Origin of the sequence: Planomonospora alba, from assembly GCF_039534085.1 — a bacterium.
In the GTDB taxonomy this organism is placed as follows: domain Bacteria; phylum Actinomycetota; class Actinomycetes; order Streptosporangiales; family Streptosporangiaceae; genus Planomonospora_B; species Planomonospora_B alba.
This window is the reverse complement of the sequence record NZ_BAAAUT010000009.1, coordinates 22,784-49,306: the sequence shown is the minus strand read 5'-3', so window position 1 is coordinate 49,306 and position 26,523 is coordinate 22,784. Positions and strand designations below refer to the sequence as shown.

The window sequence follows — 26,523 nt, the reverse complement described above, 5'->3', positions numbered from 1 at the left end:
AGGGGTCGTGCGGCGCCCGGCACCGGTCGTCCGGCGGCGGGTCACGGGGCGGTCCGGCGGTGGGCCGGCAGGTCGCGCAGGCGCAGACCGGGGTCGCGCCCGGCCCGTTCCAGCAGCAGGAGCAGGTCGGCGGCGAAGGCGCCGGCATCCGGCAGCGCCTCGGGGTCGTGGCGCAGGGCGACGGCGAGGCCGTCCGGCCCGTCCACGCACTGCAGGTGGAGCGCGCCGCGGACGGAGCCGTTGGGGACCGTCCGGTCGACCGCGCACTCCAGCCCGGTGAAGACCGGGTCCGGCAGGGCGCGGACGCGGTAGCTGACCGAGACGGGCGCCAGCGCGGCGTGCGGGCGCAGCCGGGGCAGCGCCCGGCTCAGCGGGACGCCGCGGAACCGGTAGACCTCCCGCAGCCGGGCGCGCAGCCCGGCGGCGAAGGCGCCGAAGGTCTCCTCCGGCTCCGGGCGCGTGGTGACGGGCAGCTCGTTGACGAACACGCCGATGTGCCCGGCCGCCTCCGCCGGACGGGTGGACAGGTCCACGGCCGTCGTGACGGCGGCGTTGCCGTACCCGGCGAGCAGGGCGTGCAGCGCGGCGAGCAGCGTCTCGAACCGGGTCAGCCCCGCGACGGCCGGGAGGTCGGCGCGGAAGCGGAGCGTACGGCCCGCCGCCGCCCGGCGGGAGCGCAGCACCCGGCCGCGCACCACCGTCTCGCCGGGCTCCCGCCACCGGGACGACCAGAACTCCCGGGCGGCCGGCAGCTGCGCGGCGATCCGCTCGCGCTCGGCCCGGCCGTGGTCGAGCGGGGGCGGCGGATCCGGGGCCTCGCCGTTGTACAGCGCGGCGAGCTCGGCCACCAGGACGTCCTTGGAGTGCCCGTCGAAGACCAGGTGGTGGGCGGTGAAGGCCACGGTGAGCCGTCCGGGGCCGGTCTCGTAGAGGGTGAAGCGGGCCAGCGGCCCGGCGTCCACGTCGAAGGGGGCGAAGACCTCCTCGCGCACCGCCTCCGGCCAGTCCTGCGGGTCGCCCGCGAGGTCTCCGGCCGGGTTCCCCCGCCCGGGTGCGCGCCGGCGCCGCACCGGCACCGGGGCTCCGGGGACGAGCCGCAGCCCGTGCGCGGTCTCGGCCGCGACGGAGCCCAGGACCGGGTGGCGGCCCACGACCGCGGCGCAGGCCGCCACCAGGGCGGCCGGGTCCGGGGCACCGCGCAGGTGGATCAGGAGGGGCATGTGGTAGGCGGTCCCCGCCCCGGTGGTCTGCTCGGTCACCCACATGCCCTGCTGCAGGAGGGTGGCCTCCACGCCCTGCCGGAGGAGGGCGGCCCCGGCGCTCACGCGGGGGCCCGTTCCGCCGGCCCGGACGCCTCCCGGGCCGGATCCGCCGACCCGGACGCCTCTCCCGCCGGATCCGCCGACCCGGACGCCTGCCGCGCCCGCTCCACCGGTCCGGGTGTCTCCCGCTCCGCCAGGCCCGCGCGCAGCGCCCGCTTGTCGACCTTGCCCGCCGCGTTGCGGGGCAGCGCGGCGACCGTGACCACGTGGGCGGGCATCTCGTACGGCGCCAGCCGGTCGGCGAGGAAGAGCCGCAGCTCCTCGGCGGTCAGCGGCGCGCGGACGGCCATGGCGACGGCGACGACGGTCCCGAGCACCGGGTGCGGCACGCCGAACGCGGCCGCCTCGGCCACCGCGGGGTGCCGGAAGGCGGCCTCCTCCACGCGGAGGGTGGAGACCTTGTGGGCGCCGGACTTGACCACGTCGCTCTCGCGGTCGACGAGGTAGAGGTAGCCGTCCCGGTCCAGTCGGCCGAGGTCGCCCATCCGGACCCAGCCGTCGCGGAAGGTGCCGGAACCCGGCTCCGCGTAGTACGAGCGCGGCGCGGCCGCCGAGCGCATCCAGACCTCGCCGGTCTCGCCCGGCGGGAGCGGCTCCCCGTCCGGCCCGGTGATCCTGACCCGCCCCCCGGCGATCGCCCGGCCCACGCTGCCGGGCCGTTCCGGGTCGACCATCATGGCCGTCTGGGCGGGGGCCGCCTCGGTCGAGGTGTAGTAGTTGACGATCGTCGCGTTCGGGAAGGCCCCGGTCAGCGCCTCGGCGACCGCCGCGGGCAGCGGGGCGGCGGCGGAGCCGAGCAGCCGCACGCTGGACAGGTCGTGCCGCGCGGCCGCCCCGGAGCCGAGCAGCTCGATCGCCATCGCCGGGACGAGGAAGACCGTCCCCGCCCGGTACTCCTCGATCAGCGCGGCGAAGCGGCCGGGGGTGAACCGGGGCGGGGTGACCACGGCGGGGCAGGCGTCCACCGCGTTGACCAGCATCATCTGGCCGGCGTTGGTGCCGACGGGGAAGGCGTGGACCAGGTGCCGGGAGTGCGCGAACGGGCGCCGCCGCGCGCCGCACCCGTGGGCCAGGTTGGCGTGGGTGGCCGCGACGCCCTTGGGGCGGCCGGTGGTGCCCGAGGTGTAGAGGATCTGCGCGAGGTCTCCGGGCGCCGGGACGGGCAGGTCGTGGGATGTCTGCGTGCTCAGCTCGCCGAGCGTCGCGGTCCAGCCGCCGCCGGGGACGTCCGGTCCCCCGCCGGGTCCTCCCGCGTGCACGGCCCCGGCCGCGCCGCAGTGCCCGAGCATGGAGCGCAGGTCGGCGGCGGTGAGGCGGTCGGAGAGCGGCACGGCGGCGGCGCCCGCCCTGAGCACCCCGAAGAAGGCCACGGCGTAGTCCGCCCAGTCCGCGTTCCCGAAGACCAGCCCCACCCGGTCGCCGCGGGCGACGCCGCGCTCCACCAGGCCGTTCGCGACCGCGGTGGACCGTTCGTGCCACCGGCCGTAGGTCAGCGGCGCAGAGCCCTGGACGATCAGCGCGACTCCGTCGGGGTCGGCGAGCGCCCGGTCCGCGAGGAGGTGGGGGAGGGTCGGGTTCACCATGTGAACCTCCCGATAAAGATCGGATGTATATCGACCGCGGACCGAGGAGCACCGCGACCATTACAGGAAAGAATCTTTACTATTCCGAGGCGGGCGCCAGTCTTGCACGCCCCGCGGGAGCGCGCAAGGGTCCGGCACCGGCCCCTCGGACGGACCGCGAACCCCGGCGCCGCCGGGTCTTGCGCGACCGGAAGGGCGGGTGCGAAACTAGCGAGCCACATCTAACCGGAAAGTTTCTTTCCAAAAAGAGGCTCGCCGGAATGCTGAAATAACTGGGCAAATGCCCACAGGACGGACGGCCGTGTTCCCGGCCTCCCCTTCACCCGCGCGATCACGAACCCGCGTCCGCCGAAGGAGCCCCCGTGCCCCGAGCAGAGACCGGCCCTCCCCGCGGCCCCTCCGCCGCCCCCGTGAGGGAGCACCCCCTCTCCCCCGGCCAGCAGCGCCTCTGGTTCCTCCACCGCTTCGACCCGACGGATCCGAGCTACAACACATCCTATGTTTACCGGGTGAAAGGACCGCTTGATAAGGACGCGCTGGCCTCGGCGTTCACCGCGGTCGCGGCCCGCCACGAGAGCCTGCGCACCCGGTTCCGCGAGACCGGCGGGGAACCGGTGGCGGTCGTCGGCCCGCCCGCGCCCGTGGCCGTCCGGCACCTGACCGCCGCCGGACAGGAGGAGGCCCGGCGCCTGGTCGCCGCGCTCACCAACACCGCCTTCGACCTGACCGCCGCGGCGCCGTTCCTGGTCGCGCTGATCGAGCTGGGACCCGGCGACCACGTCCTGTGCGTCGTCGTGCACCACATCGTCAGCGACGGCTGGTCGCTCAACGTGCTCCGCGCCGAGATCGCCGCCCACTACGGGAGCCGCGGCACGGCACCGCTGCCCGACCTGCCCCTGCAGTACGGCGACCACGCCCGCGAGCGGCACTGGACGGACGCCGGCCTGCGCTGGTGGACCGAGCGCCTGGCGGGGGTCGCCCCGCTGGACCTGCCCGCCGACCGGCCGCGCCCGGCCCAGCGGTCCGCGGCCGGGGCCGCGCTCGACTTCCGGATCGGCCCGGAGGCGGCCGCCGGGATCGCCGCGCTCGCCAGGCGGGCGCGCTGCACGCCGTACATGGTGCTGTTCGCCGCCTACCAGGTGCTGCTGGCCCGGCACACCGGCCGGCACGACTTCTGCGTGGGCACCCCGGCGGCCGGCCGGAACCGGGTCGAGCTGGAGCCGCTGATCGGGTTCTTCTCCAGCACGCTGCCCGTCCGCTGCGACCTGTCCGGCGACCCCTCCTTCACGGAACTGCTCCGGCGCACCCGCCGCGCGGTGCTGGACGCCCTCGCCCACCAGGACGTGCCGTTCGAGCGGCTGGTGGCCGAGCTCGACGTACGGCGCGACCTCAGCCGCACCCCGGTCTTCCAGACGATGTTCGCCCTGCACACCCACGGCGAGGACCCCGACCCGCTGCCCGGGCTGTCGGCCGTCCCGTTCCCGAACGGCTGGCACCCCGCGCGCCACGACCTGTCGGTGGACATGGCGGCCGGCCCGGACGGCGCGCTGAGCGGCCGGATCATCTACAGCACCGAGCTGTTCGACCACGCGACCGTGGCGCGGTTCGCCGAGCGCTTCCGGGAGCTGCTCGCCTCGGCCGTCGCCGACCCCGAGACCCCGGTGAGCGGGCTGCGGATGGCGCCGGAGGCGGAGTCGGCCCTGCTGGACGCCTGGAACGCCACCGGCGCGGAACTGCCCGAGGCGACGCTGGCGGACCTGGTCCTGGCGCAGGCCGCGGCCACCCCGGACGCGGTGGCGGTCGTCTCCGGCCCGGACACGCTGACCTACGCCGAGCTGGCCGGCCGGGCGGCGGAGGCCGCCGCCCGGCTGACCGCGGCGGGCGCGGGCCCCGGCTCGCTGGTGGCGATCCGGATGGAGCGCGGTGCCGAGATGCTCGTCGCCCTGCTGGGCACGGTGCTCAGCGGCGCGGCCTACCTCCCGGTGGACCCCGGCTATCCGCAGGCCCGCACCGCGTACGTGCTCCAGGACTCGGCCGCCGCCCTGGTCCTGACCTCGCTCGACGACCTGCCGCCCGCGCCTTCCGGACGTCCCGCGCCCGGCGCCCCGCCGCCCTCACCGCCCGGACGTCCCGCGCCCGGCGCCCCGCCGCCCTCCGGCGCAGCCGGCGGACCGGCCCCCGGCACGGCGCCGGAGCACGGGCGGCCGGGCCGGGCCCGGCCCGGCGACCTCGCCTACGTGCTCTACACCTCCGGCTCCACCGGCCGCCCGAAGGGCGTGGTGGTCCCGCACCGGGCGCTGGTGAACTTCCTGCTGGCGATGCGGTCGCTGCTGGGCTCCACCCCGCGCGACGTGTGGCTGGGGCTGACGTCGCTGTCGTTCGACATCTCCGCCCTGGAGCTGTACCTGCCGCTGGTGACCGGCGGCCGGGTGGTGATCGCGGACGCCGCCGCTGCCGTGGACGGCGCCGGGCTCGCCCGGCTGGTCCGCGCGCACGGGGTCACCCACGTGCAGGCGACGCCGTCGGGCTGGCGGGTGCTGCTCACCGGCGACCTGCCCCGGGTGACGGCGCTGGCCGGCGGCGAGCCGCTCCCGCTCCGGCTCGCCCGCGAGCTGCGCCCGCGGGTGGACCGCCTGGTCAACGTGTACGGCCCGACCGAGACGACGGTCTGGTCGACCGCCTGGGAGGTGCCCGCCGATCCCGGCGAGGTCGCGATCGGCCGCCCGATCGCCAACACCACGGTCCACGTCGTGGACGCAACCGGCCGGGAGGTCCCGATCGGGGTCCCGGGCGAGCTGCTCATCGGCGGCGCCGGGGTCGCGACCGGCTACCTGGGCCGCCCCGCGCTGACCGCCGAGCGCTTCGTCCCCGGGCCGGGCGGCTCCCGCCGCTACCGGACCGGCGACCGGGTCCGGCTGCGGCCCGACGGGACCCTGGAGTTCCTCGGCCGCCTCGACGACCAGGTCAAGCTGCGCGGCCACCGGATCGAGCCGGGCGAGATCGAGGCCGTGATGGACGCCTGCACCGGGGTCCGGCAGTCCGTCGCGGCGGTCCGCGGCGAGCTCCTGGTCGCCTATCTCGTGCCGGAGCCGGACGCCGGCGGCGCAGGGGTCGCGGACACCGCGCACGGCGCGGAAGGCGCGGAAGGCGCGGGCGCCCGGGGCGCCGCGGCGGACCCGGAGCCCTCGGACGCCCGGGACGCCGCGCCGGGCGCGCACCGCGCCCTGCTCGAACGGGTGCGCGGGCGCCTGGTCCGGGAGCTGCCCGGCTACATGGTGCCCGGGGTGCTCACCGTGGTCGACGCGCTGCCGCTGACGCCCAACGGGAAGATCGACCGCTCCGCGCTGCCCGAGCCGGCCGCCGCGCCCCGCGAGCACGTCCCGCCGCGCGGCGACGCCGAGGAGCTGGTGGCCGAGGTCTTCACCGAGGTCCTCGGCGTCACCGGGGTCGGCGCCCACGACGACTTCTTCGCCCTGGGCGGGCACTCGCTGACCGCCGCCCGGGTCGTCGCCAGGATCCGCGCGCTCGCCGAGGTGGACGTGCCGATCCGCACGCTGTTCGCGCGGAGCACCGTGGCGGGGCTCGCCGCCGCGGTGGAGGAGCTGCTGGTCGCCGAGCTCGCCGCGCTGCCGGAGGAGGAGGCGCGACGCCTCATGGAAGCGGGGAGCCGAGGATGAGCCATCTCGTCGTGGTCAACCACGAGGAGCAGTATTCGATCTGGCCGGCCGGCCGGGAGCTGCCGGACGGCTGGCGCGCGGAGGGCGCCTCCGGCAGCCGGGAGGAGTGCCTGGCCCACATCGAGCGGGTCTGGACGGACCTGCGCCCGCTCAGCGCGAGAGGAGACGGCGATGCCTGAGCAGCAGACCCCGCCCGGGGCGGATCCGCGGGAGCGGGGCGCTACCGTCAGGCGGCTGGCCGAGCTGGTGGCCGCGGCCTCGGACGGCGCGATCACCGCCGAGGAGGCGCTGAGCGCGCAGGTGCCGCTCGCGGCGCTGGGATTCACCTCCCTGGCCCAGATGCGGTTGATCGACGCGGTGGAGGCCGAGTTCGGGGTCGAGTTCGACCTGTCGGCCGCCGGGGCGGCGGCGCTGAACGACCTGGACGCGCTGGAGCGCCACCTCGCCGGGGCGCGCTGATGGACGTCCGGTTCGCGGGCGGCCGCGCGGGCGCGGCCCCGCTCACCTGGGGTCAGCGTGCCATCTGGGACACCATCCGCGCCACCGCGCCGGACGACCGCTACTTCAACTTCGGCCGGGTGCTCGCGGTGCCCGGACGGGCCCGGCCGCTCACCCCGGAACGGGCCGCCGGAGCGCTCGGCGCGCTGGTGGAGCGGCACGAGTCGCTGCGGACCCGGCTCGGCGGGGCCGGGCCGTATCAGGAGGCGGGGCCCCACCGGGAGGCGGGGCCGTGTCCGGGAGCGGGGCCGTACCAGGTGCTGGAGGGCGCGGGCGCGCTCCCGCTCACGCTCGCGGCCGGCGACCCCGAGCGGCTCCTCGGCGAGCTGGCGGCCACCGCGTTCGACTACGCCGCCGAGTGGCCGCTCCGGGCCGGGCTCGTCGTCGACGGCGGCGAGGTCACCCACATCGTCCTCGTCTTCTGCCACCTGGCCGCCGACGGGCTGGGCGCCGAGGCGGCCCTGCGCGACCTGCGCCTGCTCCTGCTGCGCGGCTCCGTGCCCGGTCCCCTCCCGCCGCAGCCGCTGGACCTGGCCCGCTGGCAGGAGTCCGAGCCGGGGCGGCGGACCGCCCGCGTCGCGGCGGGGCACTGGGAGCGGGAGTACCGGCGCATCCCGCCGACCATGTTCGACCGGCCCCGCGGGGAGCCGGCGGACCCGCCGGTCTGGCGGGCGCTGCTCGTCTCCCGGGCGGCGGAGCTGGCCGTACGGCGGATCGCCGCCCTGCGCGCCGTGAGCACCTCGACCGTGCTGCTGGCCGCCGCGGCCGCGCTGACCGGCACGGTGACCGGGCACGACGTCTGCGCCATGCTGCCCATCGTGGCCAACCGCTTCCGCGCGGGCACCGCCGGCGCGGTCACCACGCTCTCCCAGGAGGGCCTGTTCGTGCTCGACCTGCGCCGGGGCTCCTTCGCGGAGCTGCTGCGCGCGGCCGGGCCCGCCGCGCTGAGCGCCTACCGCTCGGCCTACCACGACCCGCGCGACCGCGACCGGCTGACGGCGGAGGCGAGCCGGGAGCGGGGTACGCCGGTCCATCCCTACTGCTGTTTCAACGACATGCGCTTCGCCGACCGGGCGGGTCCCGTCCCCGGCGAGGCGGAGGTACGGCGGGCGGCGGCCGAGACGGCGCTGTCCTGGCCGCTCCGGCAGGAACGGCTCAACTGCCGCTTCTGCCTGCACGTGACCGCCGAGCCCGGCGGCCTGGGCGTCTCGCTGACCGCCGACACCCGCTTCCTGCCCCGGCCCGTCATGGAGCGCTACCTGCTGGATCTGGAGTCGCTGCTGGTGGAGGCGGCCTGCCACGAGGTCCCGGAGCCCGCAGGATGACGGTCCGCGCCTACGCCGAGTCCACCTCCGTCGCCCAGGGCGGACGGCTCCGCTTCCACCTGACCCGCACCTCGCGTGCCCCGCTGCGCGGCACGGTGACCGTGGAGGACACCGCGGGCGGCCGCCGGCTGCCCTGCGGCGCGTTCCGGGGCCCGTACTGGGACCTGGACGTGCCCGGGGACTGGGCGAGCTCGCTCTACCGGGCCGTCTTCACCTCCGGGGAGGACGGCGAGGACCGCGAGGACGGCGAGGGCTCCGCCGAGGTGTACTTCGTGGTCCGGGCCGCGCGGCCCGCCTCGCCGATCCTGCTCTCGGTCCCGTTCCCGACCTGGCAGGCCTACAACCGGGCCGGGATGCCCGGCGAGTCGCTGTACTGGACCGAGCAGCCCACCCGCGCCGCGCGCGTCTCCTTCGACCGGCCGGGCGGCGGCCCGCCCCCGGAGCGCTGGGAGGAGGGCATGATCCGCTGGCTGGGGCCCGCCGGGTACGCCGTGGACCACTGCTCGGGGCTCGACCTGCACGACGGCGCCGGTCTGCTGGCGGGCTACCGCCTGCTGGTGGTCAACGGCCACGACGAGTACTGGTCGGCGGGCATGCGCGACAGCGTCGAGGAGTTCGTCCGGCGCGGCGGCAACCTCGCGGTGTTCTCCGGCAACACCTGCTGGTGGCAGTTCCGCCTGGAGGACGGCGGGCGGACCATGGTCTGCCACCGCGACGCCGCCGCCGACCCGGTGGCCGCGGTGGCGCCCGCCCTCACCACGGTCGAGTGGTCCAGCGCGCCGGTCGACCGGCCGGAGAACGGCCTGATCGGCGTGAGCTTCCGGCGGGGCGCCGGAACCTGGGGGCCGTACATGGACAAGATGTACGAGGAGTCCTACACCGTCCGGTTCCCGGAGCACTGGGCGTTCGAGGGGACCGGCCTCGGCGAGGGCGACACGTTCGGCCGGGGCGCGCTCGGCTACGAGACCGACGCCTGCGACTTCACCGAGGTCGACGGGGTGCCCCTGGCCACCGGCCGCGACGGCACGCCGCCGTCCTTCGTCATCCTCGCCACCGCGGACCTGCGTCACTGGGACCGGTACGGCCAGGGCGGCATGGCCACCATGGGCGCGATGCGCCTGGGCGCGGGGACGGTGTTCACCGCGGCCACGGTGAACTGGGGCAACACCCTGCACGACCCGGTCGTCGCCCGGATCACCCGCAACGTGCTGGACCGGCTGTCCGCACCGGCGGCGGACGCCTGGGAGACGATCGGCCCCGCCGGTCCGCTGCGCGCGCTGGCCGCCGTCGGCTCGACGCTGTACGCGGCGGGGCAGGACGGCTCGCTGTCCGCCCGGGAGGTCTGCGGGCAGAACCTCCGCTGGCGTCCCGCCGGTTCCGCCTCCGGCGTGGTCGCCCTGGCCGCGCCCCGCGAGGCCTCCCCCGGCCGCCCCGTCACCCTCTACGGCCTGACCGGCGACGGCCGTCTCGTCCGCCGCGAGCCCGGCGGCTCGTGGACCGCGATCGGCCGCGCGCCCGGCGGCGCTGCGGACGGTGCGACCGACGACGGCGCGGCCGACGACGGGGCGGTGGGCGCCGAGACGGCGGACGGCGGGACGGGCGGCGCGACGGCGGACGCCGGGAGGGCGGGCGGCGGACCGATGGGCCTGGCGATGGTCAACGGCGAGCTGTTCGCGGCCTCGGCCGGCGCCCTCTGGTGCTCGGCGGGCGACGGCTCCTGGACGCGGGTCGGCTCCGCGCCGGACGTGGTCGCCCTCACCTCCATGAACGGCCGCCTCTACGCCGTCTGCGCGGACGGCCGCGTCCGCACGCGCCTGCCGCTCGCCGCCCCGGCCGGGTGGACGGACCTGTGCGACGCCGGCGGCGCGACCGTGCTGGCGGCCCACGCCGGCCGGCTGATCGCCGCCTCCCCCGGCGGTCCGCTCCGCTGGCGCGCCGCCGTCCCCGGCTGACCCGCCGACCCGCGCCGCGGGTGCGGGCCGGTCCGCCGGATCAGATCGTCTCGGAGAACACCTGCTCGCGGGCCTGGTGGAGCGCGGAGACCAGGGCGCCGCGGAGCACCGGGTTGCCCTCGACCTCGGTCACCACGACCCGGGGCCGGCTCGGGCAGACCCGGGCCACGGCCTCCTCCACCCGGGCGGCCAGCACCGGCCCGCCGGCGCGACCGACGTCACCGCTGAGCACGATCAGGCCGGGGTCCAGGACCACGGTCACCGCCGCCACGCCGACCGCGAGCCGACCGGCCAGCTCGTCGAGGAAGCTCTCCGGCCCCTCGGCGACGGCCGTGCGGACGCGCTCGGCGATGGAGGCGCCGTCGATGCCGTACGCGCCGGCCAGTCCCGTCACGGCCTCCCCCCCGACCAGGCGCTGGAACGAGCCGGACTGGGGCTCGCTCACGTCGGTGGGGAGCGGTTCGCCGGGGACGGGGAGCCAGCCGATCTCCCCCGCTCCCCCGGTGAACCCGCGGTGCAGGCGACCGCCGAGCATGACGCCGAGTCCCTGGCCGACGCCGGCCCACAGCAGCGCGAAGTCGTCCACGCCGAGGGCGGCGCCGCACTCGCGCTCCGCCAGGGCCGCGAGGTTCACGTCGTTCTCTATCGTGACCGGGATGCCCAGGCCCCGGCGGAGGTCGGTGAGCACGCCCTCGTGCCAGAAGGGCAGGTCGAAGGAGAAGCTCACGTCGCCGCTGCGGGGGTCGACGACGCCCTTGGTGCCGATCACGAAGGCGCGCAGCCGGGAGCGGGTGATGCCCGCCGCCGCGCACGCCTTGCGGACGGCGCCGCGCACCAGCCGTACCGGGTCCTCCTCGCCGCCCGGCTCGGCGGAGACCTCCACCGTGACCTCCGCGACGAGCTCGCCGGTGATGTCGGCGACGCCCGCGCTGATCCGGTCGGGCAGCACGTCGAGACCGGCGACGTAGGCGCACGAGGGCACCACGCCGTACAGCGCCGCGTTGGGGCCGCGGCCGCCGGCCTGCTCCCCGACCACCGAGACGAGCTCCCGCTCCTGGAGCCTGGCCAGCAGCTGGCCCGCGGTGACCTTGGAAAGGCCGGTGCGCTCGCCCAGCTCGGCCCGGGTGAGCGGCCCTCCGGAGAGCAGGAGCTCAAGCGCCGCACGGTCGTTGAGCTGGCGCAACAGCTGCGGTGTCCCCGGTCGTCTGGCCACGTTCTTCCTCCCCCGTCACGATCCGCTAACGACCGTTTCTTTTAAGAAAGTTTCTTGTTAGTTTAGCGCTCGTCAGCCCGCAGGCAAGCGCAGGAAGGCCGCGGGATGCCAGAGCGCCGACCGTATGGAGGGCGCCTTCGACCAGGCACGGCGCGGTATGGGGACCGCGCCGCCGCCCGAAGCGCGGCCCCGACGCGAAGCCGGGAAGGGAGAACCCCACAGTGAAGATCACGAAGATCGCCGTCGCGACGGCAACCACCGCCGCCCTGGCCCTGGGCCTCGCCGCGTGCGGCTCCAGCGAGCCCGCGCAGAACGACACCGGGACGAAGGCCGACGCCTCCGCCGGCGGGCCGAAGTTCGCGGGCCAGACGCTCACCCTGTGGCGTCTCGGCGAGAGCAACCCGGCCGCCCAGAAGTACACCGACGATCTGGTCGCCGCCTTCAAGCAGCAGACCGGCGCCGAGGTCAAGGTCGAGTGGATCCCGTGGCCCCAGGTGAACGACAAGTTCACCGCGGCCGCCGCGGGCGGCGCCGGCCCGGACGTCACCGAGATCGGCAACGACCAGGTGCCGCTCTGGCGGAGCCAGGACGCCCTGCACCCGATCACCCCGATCTTCAGCGGCGGCGAGCAGGCGGAGATCCCGAAGAACCTCCTCTCCCTGGAGACCGACGGCGGCGAGATCTACGCCGCCCCGTGGGGCGCCGGCACCCGCGCCGTGCTCTACCGCAAGGACTGGTTCGACGAGCTGAAGATCGAGGTCCCCAAGACCTGGGACGAGCTCGTCGCGGCGGCCAAGAAGATCCAGAAGGAGAAGGGCAAGGACGTCGACGGCTTCGCCTTCAACGGCGGGTCCGACGCCAACCACCTCCTCGGCTCGCTCGCCTGGGCCGAGGGCGGCGAGTACGCCGTCAAGGAAGGCGACAAGTGGGTCGGCAAGCTGACCGAGCCGGGCTTCAAGGCCGGCTTCGCCACCTACACGGGCATCGTCACCGACGGCCTGTCCAGCAAGTCCCGCCTCACCCAGAACTCCGCCGACATCCGCACCCGCTTCGCCAACGGCAAGGTCGGCATGTACCTCACCGCCGGCTGGGACATCGCCACGATCAAGGAGGAGAGCTCCGGCAAGGTCGCCGAGGACCAGCTCGCCTTCTTCCCGCTCCCGACCAAGAGCGGCGGCGCGGCCCCGGCCTTCTTCGGCGGCAACGACATCGCCGTCTGGAACGACGCCGAGAACAAGGAGCTGGCGACCGAGTTCGTGAAGTTCGCCACCACCAAGGAGTGGGCGGGCCGGTACGCCTCCGAGGGCGGCCTGCTCCCGGTCTACCCCGAGCACCTCGAGAAGCTGAAGGAGGACCCGGCGCAGGCTCCGTTCGCCGAGGCCTTCGCCAACGCCCGCGCCCTGCCGGGCGACCCGAACTGGACCGAGGCCGGCGAGACCAAGGCCGTGCTGCAGAACGCCGCCCGGTCGGTCATCGAGGGCAAGGCCACCGCCGACGAGGCCCTCGCCAAGGCCAACACGGAACTCGAAGAGATCCTGAACCAGCAGTAATCATGGCGAACACGTCCACGGTCGCCCGGGGCGGGGGCAACTCCTCCGCCCCGGAGCGGCGTCCTCCGCGCTCCCGGCGGCAGGCGAAGGCCAGCGGGATGCCCGCCTGGCTCATCCCCTACGTCCTGCTCGCCCCCGGGCTCCTGGTCATCGCCGGGCTGCTGCTCTACCCGACGGTCCAGATGCTCATCATGTCCTTCCAGAAGGTGGGGCTGCGCCAGATCCGCGGCGTGCCGGCCGACTGGGTGGGCGGGGAGAACTACGCCCAGATCTTCGAGAGCGAGATCTTCTGGTCCTCGCTCCGCAACACCGTCGTCTTCGCCGTCGTCACCGTGACGCTCACGCTGGTCCTCGGCACCGCCGTGGGCGTCCTGCTCAACAAGCTGAGCAAGAGGATGTCCACGTTCGTGGTCGTCGGCATCATGTCCGCCTGGGCGGTGCCGCCGGTCGCCCAGGGCGTCATCTGGCGCTGGCTCGCCGACGCCGACGCGGGGATGATCAACTGGGTGCTCAACCTGCTCCCCGACTGGTTCTCGGAGCTGCTGTTCGGCCGGGCCGACTGGACCGGTGAGCCCTGGCTCAACGACGCGTTCACGGTCTACCTCGTCCTGATCGTCTGCGTGGTCTGGGCCTCGTTCCCCTTCATCGCGGTCTCGGTGCTCGCCGGCCTCAAGGGCATCCCCGCCGAGCTCTACGAGGCGGCCCGGGTCGACGGCTCCAGCGCCTGGCGGACCTTCAGGAAGATCACCTTCCCCCTGCTCAAGCCGGTCTTCTCGGTGCTGACGATCCTGTCGATCATCTGGAACTTCAAGGTCTTCAGCCAGCTGTACGTGCTGATGGGCGGGCCGACCAACCGCGAGGCCTTCAACCTGTCGATGTTCTCCTTCGCCGAGGCCTTCCGCAGCCCGCCGAAGATGGGCAGCGGCGCGGCGATCGCGGTGGTCCTCACCGCGCTCCTGCTCATCGTCACCGCCGTCTACGTCCGGCAGATCGTGAAGACGGAGGAGATGTGACGAGCTCTCTCACCGGCGGCCGTCCGGCCCCCGCCCGCAGGCCCCCGGCGCCGAGCGGGCGGATCGACCCCCGCACCCGCAGGCGCCTGGGCACCGCGGCGCTCAACGCGACCGGCGTCCTGGTCTTCCTGTTCGCGGTCTTCCCCGTCTACTGGATGGTCTCGACCGCGTTCAAGACCAACGACCAGATCTTCACCACCGACTTCATCCCCGTCCCGACGGAGATCACCTTCGAGCACCTGGACCGGGTGCTCACCGAGGGCGTGGCCGGCAACTCCATCTGGGTCTACATGCGCAACAGCGCCATCGTGGCCCTGGGGACCGTGCTCATCGGCGCCGTCTTCGCGCTGCTGGCGGCCACCGCCATCTCCCGCTTCCGGTTCAGGGGCCGCACCGCCTTCCTGATCACCCTGCTGATCGTCCAGATGATCCCGGCCGAGGCCCTGCTCATCCCGCTCTTCCTCAACGTCAGGCGGCTCGGCCTCTACGACCAGCTGCTCGGCCTGATCGTGATCAACGTCGGCCTGACCCTCCCCTTCGGCATCTGGATGCTGCGCACGTTCGTCGCCGCGGTGCCCAAGTCGCTGGAGGAGGCGGCCTGGATCGACGGCGCGAGCCGGTTCACGACCTTCCGGAAGGTCCTGTTCCCCCTGGTGGCCCCCGGACTGGTGGCGACGAGCATCTTCTCGTTCATCACCGCCTGGAACGAGCTGATCTTCGCCCTCATGCTCATGTCCGACTCCTCCGGCTACACCATGCCCGTCGCCCTCCAGTTCTTCTTCGGGCAGCGCGGGACCGACTGGGGAGCGATCATGGCCGGTTCCACGATGATGACCATCCCGGTCGTCGTCTTCTTCCTCCTGGTGCAGCGGCGCATGGTCTCCGGCCTCGTCGCGGGCGCCGTCAAGGGCTGATCCCCGGCATCGGTACGGCCCGGCGCCCACGAGGCGCGGGCCGTACCGGCCTCGCCCTCCACGCGATCTCCCCACCTCAGGCAAGGAGCTTTCTACCGCCATGTCCGACTTCACTGCGGGCCCCGGCGACCAGGGGCTGTACCGCCTCGCGGCCGGCACCCTGCTCGTCGCCTTCCAGGGAACCACCGCCCCGGAATGGGTTCTCCGGGGGCTGGAGAGCGGCCTCGGCGGCGTCACCCTCTTCGGCTTCAACGTCGACGGCCACGACCGGCTGCGCGAGCTGAACGCCGGCCTGCGCGCGGCCGGCGACCCCGTCATCTCCCTGGACGAGGAGGGCGGGGACGTCACCCGGCTCGCCTACCACGTGGGCAGCCCCTACCCCGGCAACGCCGCCCTGGGGACCGTGGACGACGTCGAGCTGACCCGCGACGTCTACCGCGCCATCGGTGACGACCTGGCCCGCTGCGGCGTCAACCTGGACATGGCTCCGGACGCCGACGTCAACACCGCCGACGACAACCCGGTGATCGGCACCCGCGCGTTCGGCTCGGACAGCGCACTCGTCGCCCGGCACACCGTCGCCGCCGTCCAGGGCCTGCAGTCGGCGGGCGTGGCCGCCTGCGTCAAGCACTTCCCCGGCCACGGCGCCACCCGCCAGGACTCCCACCTGGAGGTGCCGCTCGTCGACGCCTCCCTGGAGCTGCTGCACGAGCGCGAGCTCGCGCCGTTCCGCGCCGCCATCGAGGCCGGCACGAAGTCGGTCATGACCGCGCACGTCCGGGTGCCCGCCCTCACCGGCGAGCTGCCCGCGACGCTGTCGGCGGCCGCGCTGACCCACCTGCTCCGCGGCGAGCTGGGCTACGACGGCGTGGTGATCTCCGACGCCCTCGACATGAAGGCCATCACCGACGCCTACGGCCTGGCCGGCGGCGCTGTGCGCTCCCTGGCCGCCGGGACCGACCTGCTCTGCCTCGGCCCGATCCCCACCGAGTCGGACATCCAGAAGATCATCTCGGAGATCGTCGCCGCGACCCGGGACGGCCGGCTGCCGGTGGCCCGCCTGGAGGAGTCCGCCGAGCGCGTGGCCCGCCTGCGCTCGTGGTTCGGCGAGCCCCGCGGGGCCGCGCCCGGGGACGGCGGCATCGGCCTGGCCGCCGCGCGCCGCGCGGTCAGCCTGACCGGCCCCGCCCCGCGGCTGGTGGACCCGCTGCTGGTGGAGCTGGACACCCCGCCGACCATCGCGGTCGGCGACGTGCCCTGGGGTTTCTCCCCCTGGCTGTCGCGGGCCGAGGTCGTGCGGGTCAAGCCGGAGGAGGCGGACGTGCCGGGCATCCTGGAGCACGCGGCCGGCCGCTCCCTGGTCGTCGTGGTCAAGGACGCGCACCGCTACGAGACCAGCCGGTCGGTGGTGACCGCCCTGCTCGCCGCCCGCCCCGACGTCACCGTGGTGGAGATGGGCCTGCCGATCTGGCGCCCGGAGGGCGTCGCCCACCTGGCCACCTACGGCGCCGCCCGGGCCAACGCCCAGGCCGCCGCCGAGCTGCTCGGGGTCTGAGAAGGGGCCTCCGGCCACCCCGGCAAGGCCCCTTCCGTCCCGCGAGCACGCGCGGCCCGGTCCGGCGGACCCCCCGGACCGGGCCGCGCCCTCCCGCGCCCTCCCGCGCCCTCCCGCGCCGGACGGGTCTCCCCGGCCTGCGGGCCGCGCATCCGGTGGGACGGCCGGGACCCGCGCCCGCCGGGTCCCGGCCCGCGCCCTCCCGTGTCCCGCGTCAGGACGCGAAGATCTCCTCCCGCGCCTGCTCCAGCGCCTCGAGCACGGCCCCGCGCAGCACGGGGTTGCCCTCCACCTCGCTGGCCACCACCTCCGGCCGGACCGGGCAGATCCGGGCGACGGCCTCCTCGATGCGCGAGGTGAGGGCGGTGCCTCCGGCCCGGCTGACCTCGCCGGCGAGCACCACCAGCCCGGGGTCGAGCACGACGCAGACCGACGCCACGCCCAGCGCCAGCCGCCCGGCGACCTCGTCCAGCAGTTCCCGTCCCCGCTCGCCCGCCTCGACCGCGGCGGCCACGCACTCGGCGGCGCCCTCCCCCGCGAAGCCGTACGAGGCGGCCAGCTCGGCCACGGCCTCGGCGCTCACCAGCGACTGCAGGCCGCCCGCGAGGGAAGGCAGCCGCCCGGGCACCGCCCGTACGTCCTCGGCCAGCGGCACGCCCGGCACCGGCAGGTAGCCGATCTCCCCCGCGCTGCCGGAGCGGCCCCGGTGCAGCCGGCCGCCGAGCACGACGCCGAGGCCGATGCCGCGGCCCACCCAGAGCAGCACGAAGTCGTCGACGCCGCGGGCGGCGCCCAGGGCGCGCTCGGCGACGGCGACGAGGTTCACGTCGTTCTCGATCTTCACGTCGCGGCGCAGGTCGCGGGCGAGCGCCTCGTGGATGCCCTCGTGCCAGCCGGGCAGGTCGAAGGAGAAGCGCACGTCGCCGGTGCGGGGGTCCACGACGCCCGGGGTGCCGATCACGACCGCCCGGAGCCGGGAGAGCGCCACCTTGGCCGAGCGGCACGCCTTGACCACCGCGTCGTGCACGAGCGCGACCGGGTCGTCGTGCCCGTCGGGGGCGACCGTCACCTCGCCGACGATCTTCCCCTGGATGTCGGCGACGGCGGTGGTGACGAACTCCGGCCCCACGTCCAGACCGGCCACGTAGGCGGCGGAGGGGACGATGCCGTAGAGCGCCGCGTTCGGCCCCCTCCCGCCGGCCTGCTCACCGATGACCTCGACCAGCCCGCGCTCCTCCAGCCGGGCCAGCGTCTGCGACGCGGTCACCTTGGACAGGCCGGTGAGCTCTCCGATCTGCCCCCTGGTCAGCGGTCCGGAGGCGAGCAGCAGTTCCAGGGCGGCCCGGTCGTTGATCTCCCTCAGCAGCCTGGGCACGCCAGGACGTCGCTCCATATGCATGCTTTCTTTTCGGCGTTGTCCGTCGCCGCCCAGGCCGGGCGAGAATGGCGGTCCGTCGTCGGTGAATTTTCCCGAGAGTTTAGCGCGCGAAGGCTCCGGAGCGGGTGATCGATGGGAGCGCTCCCGCCGTGCGGCCGGCCCCGGCGCGGCGCCGCGGGACGCCCGCCCGGCGGGGCCTCGCGCCCGAGTGGTCGCCGGGAGGCGGGATAATCATCTTCATGCGCCTATCTGCTCGTGTCGACTATGCCCTGCGTGCCGCCGCCGAACTCGCCGCAGCAGGCGAGGGGCCAACCACCGTGGGCGAGCTCGCCAAGGAGCAGGACATGCCGCCCAAGTATCTGGAGAACATCCTGCTCCAGATGCGCCGCGCCGGTCTCGTCCGGGGCCAGCGCGGCCCGGAGGGCGGCTACGTGCTGGCGCGTCCCGCCGCGGAGATCAGCCTCGCCGACGTGATCCGCGCCGTGGACGGCCCGCTGGCCAACGTGCGGGGCGAGCGCCCCGAGCACGTCGGCTACCGCGGGCCCGCCGAGTCGCTGCAGCAGGTCTGGATCGCGCTGCGCGCCAGCGAGCGGGCCATCCTGGAGGAGGTCACGCTGGAGAGCGTGGCCACCGGCGCGCTCCCCGAGCGGGTCCGCCAGCTCGCCGCCGACCCCGCCGCCTGGGACTGACAGGCGCCGCCGCGGGCCCGGCCGGGACCCTCCCCGGCCACCCCGGCCACCCCGTCCGCACCGCTCGGCCCCCGCACGGAGAGTCTCCGGCGGACCCTCCCCCGGACCTCCCGCCTCCCGGCCCCGCCCGCCCGGGGCCGGATACGCTGGGCCCATGCCCGAGGGTGACGTCGTCCACCGGACCGCGGGACGGCTCGGCCGGGCCCTCGACGGCCGGGTCCTGACCCGCTCCGACTTCCGCGTGCCCCGGCACGCCACCGCCGACCTGACCGGCCGGACCGTACTGGAGACCGTCTCCCGCGGCAAGCACCTGCTCACCCGCGTCGAGGGCGGGCTGACCGTCCACACCCATCTGCGGATGGACGGCGACTGGCTCGTCTCCCCGGCCGGCCGCCGGACGCCCCCGGGCGACCGGGTGCGGCTGGTGCTCGCCAACGCCGAATGGCAGGCCGTGGGCGTACGGCTGGGCATGGTGGACCTGCTCAGGACGGCCGACGAGCACCGGGTGGTCGGGCATCTCGGTCCCGACCTGCTCGGCCCGGACTGGGATCCGCCGGAGGCCGTGCGGCGGCTGGCGGCCGACCCCGGGCGGACCGTCGGTGAGGCCCTGCTCGACCAGCGCAACCTGGCCGGGATCGGCACGATCTACCGGGCGGAGACGCTCTTCCTCGCCGGGGTCTCGCCGTGGCGGCCGGTGGGGGCGGTCGACGACGTCGAGGGCATCGTGGAGATCGCACACCGGCTGCTGGAGGAGAACAAGGACCGGACGGACCGGGTGACCACCGGTGATCTCCGCCCGGGACGGGGGATGTGGGTCTACGGCAGGGCGGGCCGGGCATGCCTGCGCTGCGGGAATCGGGTCAGCCGGGCGGAGATGGGGGCACAGCCGCAGGAACGGCTGGTCTACTGGTGCCGTCACTGCCAGCCGGAGTGAGACCGGCCGGCGTGCGATGGCGCCTAGGCGGCGACCATGTCCTTCACCTCGGGGGTGTGCTCGATGGGCGGCACGACCGCCCGGAAGCCCTCGAAGGCGTCGTCCGGCAGGGCGGCGGGCACCGTCTCGGGGATGCGCTCCCGCTCGGGGACGTCGGCGAGCACCGGGGCGTGCTGGAGCTCGGCCAGCGCGAACTGGTCGGAGACCTCACGGAGCACCTGGGAGAGAGGCACACCGAGGGCGCCGCAGATCGACGCGAGCAGCTCGGAGGAGGCCTCCTTCTGGCCGCGCTCCACCTCGGACAGGTAGCCGAGGGACACCCGAGCCAGTGTCGAGACCTCACGCAGGGTGCGCCCCTGCCGCACCCGCAGCCGCCGCAGTACGTCGCCGAGCAGCTGACGCAGCAGGACCATCTGTCGCTCCCTCCCCGGCGCGGACGTCTTGGCGACGTTCCGCGCGATCGGTTCGTGCCGCCCGTTCTTCGAACGCGACCCTTCGTACATTCGCCTCGCCGTCATCATCGCTTGACGCTGCCCTCAGTCACAGCTCCACCGTACCTGCATCGGCCGACATCGCGGCAGACTGCGGTGAGCATGTTCGCTGGGGACGTAACGCGGTAATCACCCGGAATGTTCCCCCGGACCGGGCTCCAGCGCGCCGCGGAGCAGGTCCACGGCCTCGTACGCGGTGCATCTCCGGATCTCCTCACGCGTCCCGTCCAGCTGCAGGTCCCGATGCCATACCCGCCCCGCGGGGCCGCTAACGGCCAGGTGGACGGTTCCGACCGCCTTTCCGTCCTGCGGGTCGGGGCCGGCCACGCCGGTGGCGGCCAGGCCGTACGTGGACCCGGTGAGCTCGCGCACCCCCGCCGCCATCGCCGCCGCGACCTCCGGGTGCACGGCCCCCTCGCGTTCCAGCAGGTCGGCGGGGACGCCCAGCAGGCGCCGCTTGAGCTCGGTGGCGTAGGACAGCACCCCGCCCACGAAGGCCGCCGAGGCCCCCGGCGGCGCCGTCAGGGCCGCGCCGATCAGCCCCGCGGTCAGCGACTCGGCGACCGCGACCGTCTCGCCGCGGCCGGCGAGCAGCGCGATCACCCGGGCCGCCGGGACCGGGCCGGCCGCCCCGGGCACCGCGGCGCGGGCCGCCTCCGGCGCCGTCCCCCCGGACGCGCCCGCGGCCCCCCGCGGGGCCGTCATGACGCGGCCCTCGCCCGCCTGGCGACCTGCCGCAGCTTGACGGCCCGGACCACGTAGTCCAGGCCGGTCCCGACGGTCACCACGACCGCCGCCCCCATGACGGTCCAGCGGACCGCGCCCGGCACGCCGGGCAGGATGTAGCAGGTGATGGCGAGCATCTGCAGGACGGTCTTCACCTTGCCGCCGTAACTGGCCGGGATCACCCCGTGCCGCAGGACCGCGAAGCGCAGCAGCGTGACCCCGGCCTCCCTGCCCAGGATCACCGCGGTGACCCACCACGGCAGCTCGCCCAGGACCGACAGGCCGATCAGCGCCGCCCCGGTCAGGGCCTTGTCGGCGATCGGGTCGGCGATCTTCCCGAAGTCGGTGATCAGGCCGTAGCGGCGGGCCAGCTCGCCGTCGAGCAGGTCGGTGAGCGAGGCCACCAGGAAGACCGCCAGCGCGGTGATCCGCCAACCGGTGCCCGGCAGGAAGAGGCAGACCACGAAGAACGGCACCATCGCCAGTCGTAGCACCGTCACGACGTTGGCGATGTTCCACAGGCTCACCTTCCGGCGGCCCGCCGGCGTCGTCTCGGTGCCGGTCTCTGGCGTGTCGGTCATACGCTCTCCCGGCCCGGCGGCGCGTTCACGGTGCGGCCTTGATGCGGGCGATCAGGTCGACGCCCTCGGAGTCGACCACGACGGCCCGGACGATCTGGCCGGGGACCAGGCCGATGCCCTGGACGGTGACGCAGCCGTCGACCTCGGGCCCCTGGTGGGCCGCGCGGCCCTCGTACCCGCCGTCCCCGAGGTCCTCCTCGATGAGGACGTCCACCTCGGTGCCGATGCGCTCCTCGGCCCGCTGGGCCATGAGCTCCTCGGCCAGCTCGGTGAGCGCGGCCACGCGCGCGTCGACGACCTCCTGCTCGAGCTTGCCGGGCAGCGACGCCGCCTCGGTGCCCTCCTCGTCGGAGTAGCCGAAGACGCCGATCACGTCGAGCCTGGCCGCCTGCAGGAAGTCCACCAGCTCACCGAACTCCTCCTCGGTCTCGCCGGGGAAGCCCACGATGAAGTTGGAGCGCACCCCCGCCTCGGGGGCGGCGGCCCGGATGGTCTCCAGCAGGTCCAGGAAGCGCCGGGGGTCGCCGAAGCGCCGCATCCGGCGCAGCACCGTGCCGGACGCGTGCTGGAAGGACAGGTCGAAGTACGGTGCCACGCCCTCGGTGCCGGCGATCGCCTCCAGCAGGCCGGGGCGGAGCTCGGCGGGCTGCAGGTAGCTGACCCGCACCCGCTCGACGCCCTCGACCGCGGCGATGCGCGGCAGCAGCTTCTCCAGCGCCCGCAGGTCGCCCAGGTCCTTGCCGTAGGAGGTGGAGTTCTCGCTGACCAGCACGAGCTCCTTGACGCCCTGCTCGGCCAGCCACGCGGCCTCGCCGAGCAGCTCCTCCGGCCGGCGCGAGACGTAGGCGCCGCGGAAGGCCGGGATGGCGCAGAACGTGCAGCGCCGGTCGCAGCCGGAGGCCAGCTTCAGCGAGGCCACCGGGCCGTCGCCCAGGCGCCGGCGCAGCGGCCGGGGACCGCTGGCCGGGGCGACGCCCTCGGGCAGCTCGTCGCCGTGGCCGGGGATGGCGGACTTGGGCGCGGCGGCGCGCTCGACCGGCGAGATGGGCAGCAGCGTCCTGCGGTCGCGCGGGCTGTGCGGGACGAGCGGCCGTCCCTCCAGCACGTCGTCCAGGCGTGCGCCGATCTCGGTGTAGTCGTCGAAGGAGATGACGGCCGCCGCCTCGGGCAGCGCCTCGGCGAGCTGGTCGCCGTACCGCTCGGCCATGCAGCCCGCAGCGACCACCTTGGCCCCGGAGTCGGCTGCGGCGAGCAGCGTGTCGATGGAGTCCTTCTTCGCTGAGTCGATGAAGCCACACGTGTTGACGACGATGACGTCGGGGTCGTCGTCGCCCAGCTGCCAGCCGGCAGCCTCAAGCCGCGCGGCGAGCTCCTCGGAGTCGACCTCGTTGCGCGCGCAGCCCAGTGTGATCAGCGATGCGGTTCGGCGGGATGACATGGTGAACACTACGGTATCGGCAGTTGGCCACCACCGATGCACCTCCCCCGTTCCCGGCCGCCCGCGACCCTACCGGCGGGCGGGCTCAGCGGGCGCGTAGGAGCGCCTGACGCTCTGCCCCGAACGGCCCGGAGCCCCCAGGTCCTCCCCGTTCACCTGCACGGAGACCGCGCCGGCGTCGCCGAAGGCGACCTTCAGCCCCTTCTTCGCCTTCCAGCGCGCGGTCTTGCCGGCCTTGAGCGTGCCGGAGAAGATCTTCCTTCCGTCCGCGTCCCGCACGCTGAGCTTCGACGAGCGCTCCGCGGTGACCTCGAGCACGACCTCCCCGGCGTCCCGGTCGCCCCGGGCCGAGGCGGCCCCGCGGGCCGGGTCGGCGGGCACCCCCGGCGCGGGCGGCACCGTGGGCGCGGCCGGGGCCTGCGGCACGCCGGACGGCGGGATGGGCGGCGGGGGGAGGGAGGGCAGCGTGGGAGCGGCGACCGGCTGGGTCTCGGCCGGGGTGTCCCCGGCCCCGCCCATCGTCCGCACCACGCCGAAGGCGACGACGACGGCCAGCGCGACGGCCATGGCCAGCGTCCAGTTGGGCGAGCGGCGTTCGCGGATCTTGATGGGCCGGTCGGCCTGGAACACGCTGGCGGCGCGGACCGGCAGCGGTACGCCGCCGTGCTGCTCGTCGAACTCGCAGACCAGGGCCTCGGCGTCCAGGCCGAGGATCCGGGCGAGGTTGCGGACGTGCCCGCGCGCGTAGAAGTCGCCCCCGCACAGGGAGAAGTCGTCACGCTCGATGGCGTGGATGAGCGTGGCGCGCACGCACGCCCGCGCGCTCAGCTGCTCGGCGGTCAGGCCTGCCGCCCGGCGGGCCTCGGCCAGAGTGCGCCCGATGCTCGTGCGGGCGCCGTACGGCGCCCCGGCGGAGCCGTCCGTGCCCGTGGCGGCTCCGCCGGTGTCGATGCTCTCGTTCCCCTCGTTCATCTGGTGCACGCTCCCCCGCTTCTTGACGTTGCGTAGCGAGTCCTATTCAACCAGTGATGAGAGGATCGTCACCGTGGGGGGTCGGTGTCCGCCTACTCCCCCCGCAGATCGGCCAGGAGCCCGGGCAGCTCGTCCGGCTTGACCAGCACCTCCCGCGCCTTGGAGCCCTCGCTGGGGCCGACGACGTTGCGGCTCTCCAGCAGGTCCATCAGGCGGCCCGCCTTGGCGAAGCCCACCCGCAGCTTCCGCTGGAGCATGGAGGTCGAGCCGAACTGGGTGGTCACGATCAGCTCGGCCGCCTGCACCAGCAGGTCGAGGTCGTCGCCGATGTCCTCGTCGATCTCCTTCTTGACCGTGGCGGAGGCCATCACGTCGGCGCGGTACTCGGCCTGCATCTGGGCCTTGCAGTGCGCGACGACCTCGGCGATCTCCTTCTCCGAGACGAAGGCGTTCTGCAGCCGCATGGGCTTGCTCGCGCCCATCGGCAGGAAGAGCGCGTCGCCCTGCCCGACCAGCTTCTCCGCGCCGGGCTGGTCGAGGATGACCCGGCTGTCGGCGAGCGAGGAGGTGGCGAAGGCCAGCCGAGAGGGCACGTTCGCCTTGATCAGGCCGGTCACGACGTCCACCGAGGGGCGCTGGGTGGCGATGACCAGGTGGATGCCGGCCGCGCGGGCGAGCTGGGTGATGCGGACGATGGAGTCCTCGACGTCGCGCGGGGCGACCATCATCAGGTCGGCGAGCTCGTCGACGATCACCAGCAGGTAGGGGTAGGGCTGGTAGACCCGCTCGCTGCCGGGCGGGGCCGTCAGCTTGCCGGCGCGCACCGCCTTGTTGAAGTCGTCCACGTGCCGGAAGCCGCTGGCGGCCAGGTCGTCGTAGCGGCGGTCCATCTCGCCCACCACCCACTCCAGGGCCTCGGCGGCCTTCTTGGGGTTGGTGATGATCGGCGTGATGAGGTGCGGGATGCCCTCGTAGACCGACAGCTCCACCCGCTTGGGGTCGACCAGGACCATCCGGACCTCGTCGGGGGTGGCGCGCATCAGGATCGAGGAGATCAGCCCGTTGACGCAGACCGACTTGCCCGCGCCGGTGGCGCCCGCGATGAGCAGGTGCGGCATCTTGGCCAGGTTGGCCACGATCGTGCGGCCCTCGACGTCCTTGCCGAGGCCGACGATCATCGGGTGGTGGTCGGCCTGGGCCACCGGGGAGCGCAGGATGTCGCCGAGCGAGACGAGGTCCTTGTCGGTGTTCGGGATCTCCACGCCGATCGCCGACTTGCCCGGGATGGGCGACAGGATCCGCACGTCGGCTGACTTGACCGCGTAGGCGATGTTCTTGGTGAGCGCGGTGACCTTCTCGACCTTGACCGCCGGGCCGAGCTCGATCTCGTAGCGGGTGACCGTCGGCCCCCGGGTGAAGCCGATCACCTGGGCGTCGATGCCGAACTGCTCCAGCACGCTGGTCAGCGCGTCCACCACGACGGTGTTGGCCTTGGTCTGCGGCTTGGGCGCGGTGCCCGGCCGCAGGATCCGCGTGTCGGGCAGCTGGTACGGCCCGGCCTGCGGCGAGAGCACGAGCTGCTCCACCTTGCGCGGCGCCGGGGACGGGGCGGGCGGCTCCGGGATGATGGGCAGCGTCCGGGCCGCCGGAGACTCCTCCTCGTCCACCAGGCCGGGCACGATCTCCGGGGAGTGCTCGGCGAGCCTGCCCGGGGTCTCGGCGATGACCGGCGTGTCGTACGGCTTGACGCTGTCGCCCGGCTCGTCGGAGCCCGGCTCGGCACCGCCCGCCCTGCCGCCCGGCCTCTTCCTGGCGGGCCGCTTGCCGGGCGTGCGGGTCCGGGCCGCCGGGGCGGCGGCCTCCCGGTTGAAGAGCATGTGCCGGATCTCGGCGAGCCGCTCCGGGATGCGGTGCACCGGGGTCGCGGTGATCACCAGCACCCCGAAGCCGGACAGGATGAGCAGCAGCGGGATGGTGATGAACGCGGGCAGGATGCTGGCCGGGGGCGCGGCGATGACGAACCCGACCATGCCGCCGGCGGCGGAGACCTTGTCCATGCCGTCGGCGGGGCCTCCCGAGGGGTACGGCGTGCCGTGCGCGACGTGCACGATGCCGAGCACGCCGATGGTGAGGGCCGACCACCCGATCATCATCCGCCCGGTGTCGGGGCTCTGGTCGGGGTGGCGCAGGATCCGCCAGGCCAGCAGGGCCAGCAGGACCGGGATCAGCCAGGTCAGCGAGCCGAAGACGCCGCGCATGACGGAGTCGACCACCTTCGAGACCGTGCCCGTGGGGGTCCGCCAGGTCATCGCGGCCAGCACGATGGCCGCGGAGAACACGGCCAGGCCGAGGCCGTCGCGGCGGTGCACCGGGTCCAGCTCCCGCGCGTTCTGCCCCAGTGCCCGCGCCGCGCTGCCGACGCCGGCGGCGAGCAGCATCCAGATCCCCACGAACAACTTGGCGATCATGGTGAAGACCCAGCCGAGCGGGTCCGGCTGGGAGGGGGCGGGCCTGCGCGCCGAGGCGGCCCGCGTCCGGGCGGGCGGCCGTCTGGCGGGAGCCGTACGGGCAGGGGTGGACCTCGACCGGCCTGAGCTTCCCTTGGCCGGAGTTTTGCCTGAGGCGCCTTTGGACGTACGGGTGGCCATGCTAGGAGGCTAACGATCGCCGGGGCGGATCGCGGGGAGGCACGCCGTAGCGGGAGGGGCGCGC

The 26,523-nt window shown here is 74.7% G+C and carries 21 protein-coding genes; 11 read left to right on the top strand and 10 right to left on the bottom strand.

The annotated features are described in order from the left end of the window. Positions 1 to 41: 41 nt before the first annotated feature. Together ABD823_RS07260 and ABD823_RS07255 are read right to left on the bottom strand one after the other, a co-directional pair. Positions 42 to 1,325, bottom strand: coding sequence for a condensation domain-containing protein (locus tag ABD823_RS07260; RefSeq protein ID WP_344857150.1), 1,284 nt, complete (start codon positions 1,323 to 1,325; stop codon positions 42 to 44). Then, positions 1,322 to 2,905 (bottom strand): class I adenylate-forming enzyme family protein, encoded by a 1,584-nt coding sequence (locus ABD823_RS07255; protein ID WP_344857147.1) that lies wholly within the window; start codon positions 2,903 to 2,905, stop codon positions 1,322 to 1,324. Before ABD823_RS07255 ends, ABD823_RS07260 begins: the two co-directional genes overlap by 4 nt. A gap of 362 nt (positions 2,906 to 3,267) precedes the next feature. On the opposite strand from ABD823_RS07255, the gene ABD823_RS07250 reads away from it, so the two are divergent. Genes ABD823_RS07250 through ABD823_RS07230 form a run of 5 tightly spaced genes read left to right on the top strand, consistent with a single transcriptional unit; the run spans position 3,268 to position 10,357 of the window. Beyond that, positions 3,268 to 6,582 carry an amino acid adenylation domain-containing protein gene (locus ABD823_RS07250; protein ID WP_344857146.1) on the top strand — a complete coding sequence of 1,105 codons (3,315 nt, stop codon included), beginning with the start codon at positions 3,268 to 3,270 and terminating at the stop codon, positions 6,580 to 6,582. Then, positions 6,579 to 6,761 (top strand): MbtH family protein, encoded by a 183-nt coding sequence (locus tag ABD823_RS07245; protein WP_344857144.1) that lies wholly within the window; start codon positions 6,579 to 6,581, stop codon positions 6,759 to 6,761. Before ABD823_RS07250 ends, ABD823_RS07245 begins: the two co-directional genes overlap by 4 nt. Then, positions 6,754 to 7,041: an acyl carrier protein gene (locus tag ABD823_RS07240; protein ID WP_344857143.1), complete on the top strand. Its 288-nt coding sequence runs from the start codon at positions 6,754 to 6,756 to the stop codon at positions 7,039 to 7,041. Before ABD823_RS07245 ends, ABD823_RS07240 begins: the two co-directional genes overlap by 8 nt. Beyond that, entirely contained in the window at positions 7,041 to 8,405 is a 1,365-nt protein-coding gene (locus ABD823_RS07235) for a condensation domain-containing protein (protein WP_344857141.1), read from the top strand. The genes ABD823_RS07240 and ABD823_RS07235 overlap by 1 nt, the downstream gene beginning before the upstream one ends. Next, the gene (locus ABD823_RS07230) at positions 8,402 to 10,357 is read left to right on the top strand and encodes a N,N-dimethylformamidase beta subunit family domain-containing protein (RefSeq protein WP_344857140.1); all 1,956 of its coding nucleotides are present in this window, start codon (positions 8,402 to 8,404) and stop codon (positions 10,355 to 10,357) included. Before ABD823_RS07235 ends, ABD823_RS07230 begins: the two co-directional genes overlap by 4 nt. Positions 10,358 to 10,397: 40 nt before the next feature. Here ABD823_RS07230 and ABD823_RS07225 read toward each other — a convergent pair whose 3' ends face one another. Then, positions 10,398 to 11,570: an ROK family transcriptional regulator gene (locus ABD823_RS07225; protein ID WP_344857138.1), complete on the bottom strand. Its 1,173-nt coding sequence runs from the start codon at positions 11,568 to 11,570 to the stop codon at positions 10,398 to 10,400. Positions 11,571 to 11,791: 221 nt separating this feature from the next. On the opposite strand from ABD823_RS07225, the gene ABD823_RS07220 reads away from it, so the two are divergent. The 4 genes from ABD823_RS07220 (at position 11,792) to ABD823_RS07205 (ending at position 16,602) form a co-directional block, all read left to right on the top strand. Then, the gene (locus tag ABD823_RS07220; protein WP_344857137.1) at positions 11,792 to 13,120 is read left to right on the top strand and encodes a sugar ABC transporter substrate-binding protein; all 1,329 of its coding nucleotides are present in this window, start codon (positions 11,792 to 11,794) and stop codon (positions 13,118 to 13,120) included. 2 nt (positions 13,121 to 13,122) lie between these two features. Then, entirely contained in the window at positions 13,123 to 14,133 is a 1,011-nt protein-coding gene (locus tag ABD823_RS07215; protein WP_344857135.1) for a carbohydrate ABC transporter permease, read from the top strand. Further along, positions 14,130 to 15,047, top strand: a complete 918-nt coding sequence (locus tag ABD823_RS07210) for a carbohydrate ABC transporter permease (RefSeq protein WP_344857134.1) — start codon at positions 14,130 to 14,132, stop codon at positions 15,045 to 15,047. The genes ABD823_RS07215 and ABD823_RS07210 overlap by 4 nt, the downstream gene beginning before the upstream one ends. A 100-nt stretch (positions 15,048 to 15,147) precedes the next feature. Beyond that, the gene (locus ABD823_RS07205) at positions 15,148 to 16,602 is read left to right on the top strand and encodes a glycoside hydrolase family 3 protein (protein ID WP_344857132.1); all 1,455 of its coding nucleotides are present in this window, start codon (positions 15,148 to 15,150) and stop codon (positions 16,600 to 16,602) included. Positions 16,603 to 16,816: 214 nt separating this feature from the next. Here the strand turns inward: ABD823_RS07205 and ABD823_RS07200 are convergent, their stop codons facing one another. Further along, entirely contained in the window at positions 16,817 to 17,995 is a 1,179-nt protein-coding gene (locus tag ABD823_RS07200) for an ROK family transcriptional regulator (RefSeq protein ID WP_344857131.1), read from the bottom strand. A gap of 224 nt (positions 17,996 to 18,219) precedes the next feature. On the opposite strand from ABD823_RS07200, the gene ABD823_RS07195 reads away from it, so the two are divergent. Beyond that, complete coding sequence (locus ABD823_RS07195) at positions 18,220 to 18,669, top strand: RrF2 family transcriptional regulator (protein ID WP_344857129.1); 450 nt, start codon at positions 18,220 to 18,222, stop codon at positions 18,667 to 18,669. Positions 18,670 to 18,823: 154 nt separating this feature from the next. Next, complete coding sequence (locus ABD823_RS07190; RefSeq protein WP_344857128.1) at positions 18,824 to 19,603, top strand: Fpg/Nei family DNA glycosylase; 780 nt, start codon at positions 18,824 to 18,826, stop codon at positions 19,601 to 19,603. 23 nt (positions 19,604 to 19,626) lie between these two features. On the opposite strand, the gene ABD823_RS07185 is transcribed toward ABD823_RS07190, so the two are convergent. The 6 genes from ABD823_RS07185 to ABD823_RS07160 form a co-directional block, all read right to left on the bottom strand. Then, complete coding sequence (locus tag ABD823_RS07185) at positions 19,627 to 20,016, bottom strand: helix-turn-helix domain-containing protein (protein ID WP_344857126.1); 390 nt, start codon at positions 20,014 to 20,016, stop codon at positions 19,627 to 19,629. A gap of 207 nt (positions 20,017 to 20,223) precedes the next feature. Further along, positions 20,224 to 20,799: a CinA family protein gene (locus tag ABD823_RS07180; RefSeq protein WP_344857125.1), complete on the bottom strand. Its 576-nt coding sequence runs from the start codon at positions 20,797 to 20,799 to the stop codon at positions 20,224 to 20,226. Beyond that, positions 20,796 to 21,401: a CDP-diacylglycerol--glycerol-3-phosphate 3-phosphatidyltransferase gene (pgsA, locus tag ABD823_RS07175; protein WP_344857123.1), complete on the bottom strand. Its 606-nt coding sequence runs from the start codon at positions 21,399 to 21,401 to the stop codon at positions 20,796 to 20,798. The genes ABD823_RS07180 and pgsA overlap by 4 nt, the downstream gene beginning before the upstream one ends. A gap of 25 nt (positions 21,402 to 21,426) precedes the next feature. After that, a complete protein-coding gene (rimO, locus tag ABD823_RS07170) occupies positions 21,427 to 22,839 on the bottom strand; it encodes a 30S ribosomal protein S12 methylthiotransferase RimO (RefSeq protein ID WP_344857122.1) in 1,413 nt (470 codons plus the stop codon). Positions 22,840 to 22,908: 69 nt separating this feature from the next. Then, a complete protein-coding gene (locus ABD823_RS07165; protein WP_344857121.1) occupies positions 22,909 to 23,811 on the bottom strand; it encodes a helix-turn-helix domain-containing protein in 903 nt (300 codons plus the stop codon). 92 nt (positions 23,812 to 23,903) lie between these two features. Next, positions 23,904 to 26,459, bottom strand: coding sequence for an FtsK/SpoIIIE family DNA translocase (locus ABD823_RS07160; protein WP_344857119.1), 2,556 nt, complete (start codon positions 26,457 to 26,459; stop codon positions 23,904 to 23,906). Between the last annotated feature and the right edge of the window lie 64 nt (positions 26,460 to 26,523).

What these genes read in the sequence shown, in the direction of transcription:
- ABD823_RS07185 (WP_344857126.1), bottom strand. Translation starts at nt 20,016, where the DNA reads ATGGTCCTGCTGCGTCAGCTGCTCGGCGACGTACTGCGGCGGCTGCGG.
- ABD823_RS07245 (WP_344857144.1), top strand. Translation starts at nt 6,579, where the DNA reads ATGAGCCATCTCGTCGTGGTCAACCACGAGGAGCAGTATTCGATCTGG.
- ABD823_RS07240 (WP_344857143.1), top strand. Translation starts at nt 6,754, where the DNA reads ATGCCTGAGCAGCAGACCCCGCCCGGGGCGGATCCGCGGGAGCGGGGC.
- ABD823_RS07190 (WP_344857128.1), top strand. Translation starts at nt 18,824, where the DNA reads ATGCCCGAGGGTGACGTCGTCCACCGGACCGCGGGACGGCTCGGCCGG.
- ABD823_RS07230 (WP_344857140.1), top strand. Translation starts at nt 8,402, where the DNA reads ATGACGGTCCGCGCCTACGCCGAGTCCACCTCCGTCGCCCAGGGCGGA.
- ABD823_RS07160 (WP_344857119.1), bottom strand. Translation starts at nt 26,459, where the DNA reads ATGGCCACCCGTACGTCCAAAGGCGCCTCAGGCAAAACTCCGGCCAAG.
- ABD823_RS07215 (WP_344857135.1), top strand. Translation starts at nt 13,123, where the DNA reads ATGGCGAACACGTCCACGGTCGCCCGGGGCGGGGGCAACTCCTCCGCC.
- ABD823_RS07165 (WP_344857121.1), bottom strand. Translation starts at nt 23,811, where the DNA reads ATGAACGAGGGGAACGAGAGCATCGACACCGGCGGAGCCGCCACGGGC.
- ABD823_RS07255 (WP_344857147.1), bottom strand. Translation starts at nt 2,905, where the DNA reads ATGGTGAACCCGACCCTCCCCCACCTCCTCGCGGACCGGGCGCTCGCC.
- pgsA (WP_344857123.1), bottom strand. Translation starts at nt 21,401, where the DNA reads ATGACCGACACGCCAGAGACCGGCACCGAGACGACGCCGGCGGGCCGC.
- ABD823_RS07180 (WP_344857125.1), bottom strand. Translation starts at nt 20,799, where the DNA reads ATGACGGCCCCGCGGGGGGCCGCGGGCGCGTCCGGGGGGACGGCGCCG.
- ABD823_RS07235 (WP_344857141.1), top strand. Translation starts at nt 7,041, where the DNA reads ATGGACGTCCGGTTCGCGGGCGGCCGCGCGGGCGCGGCCCCGCTCACC.
- ABD823_RS07205 (WP_344857132.1), top strand. Translation starts at nt 15,148, where the DNA reads ATGTCCGACTTCACTGCGGGCCCCGGCGACCAGGGGCTGTACCGCCTC.
- ABD823_RS07195 (WP_344857129.1), top strand. Translation starts at nt 18,220, where the DNA reads ATGCGCCTATCTGCTCGTGTCGACTATGCCCTGCGTGCCGCCGCCGAA.
- rimO (WP_344857122.1), bottom strand. Translation starts at nt 22,839, where the DNA reads ATGTCATCCCGCCGAACCGCATCGCTGATCACACTGGGCTGCGCGCGC.
- ABD823_RS07200 (WP_344857131.1), bottom strand. Translation starts at nt 17,995, where the DNA reads ATGGAGCGACGTCCTGGCGTGCCCAGGCTGCTGAGGGAGATCAACGAC.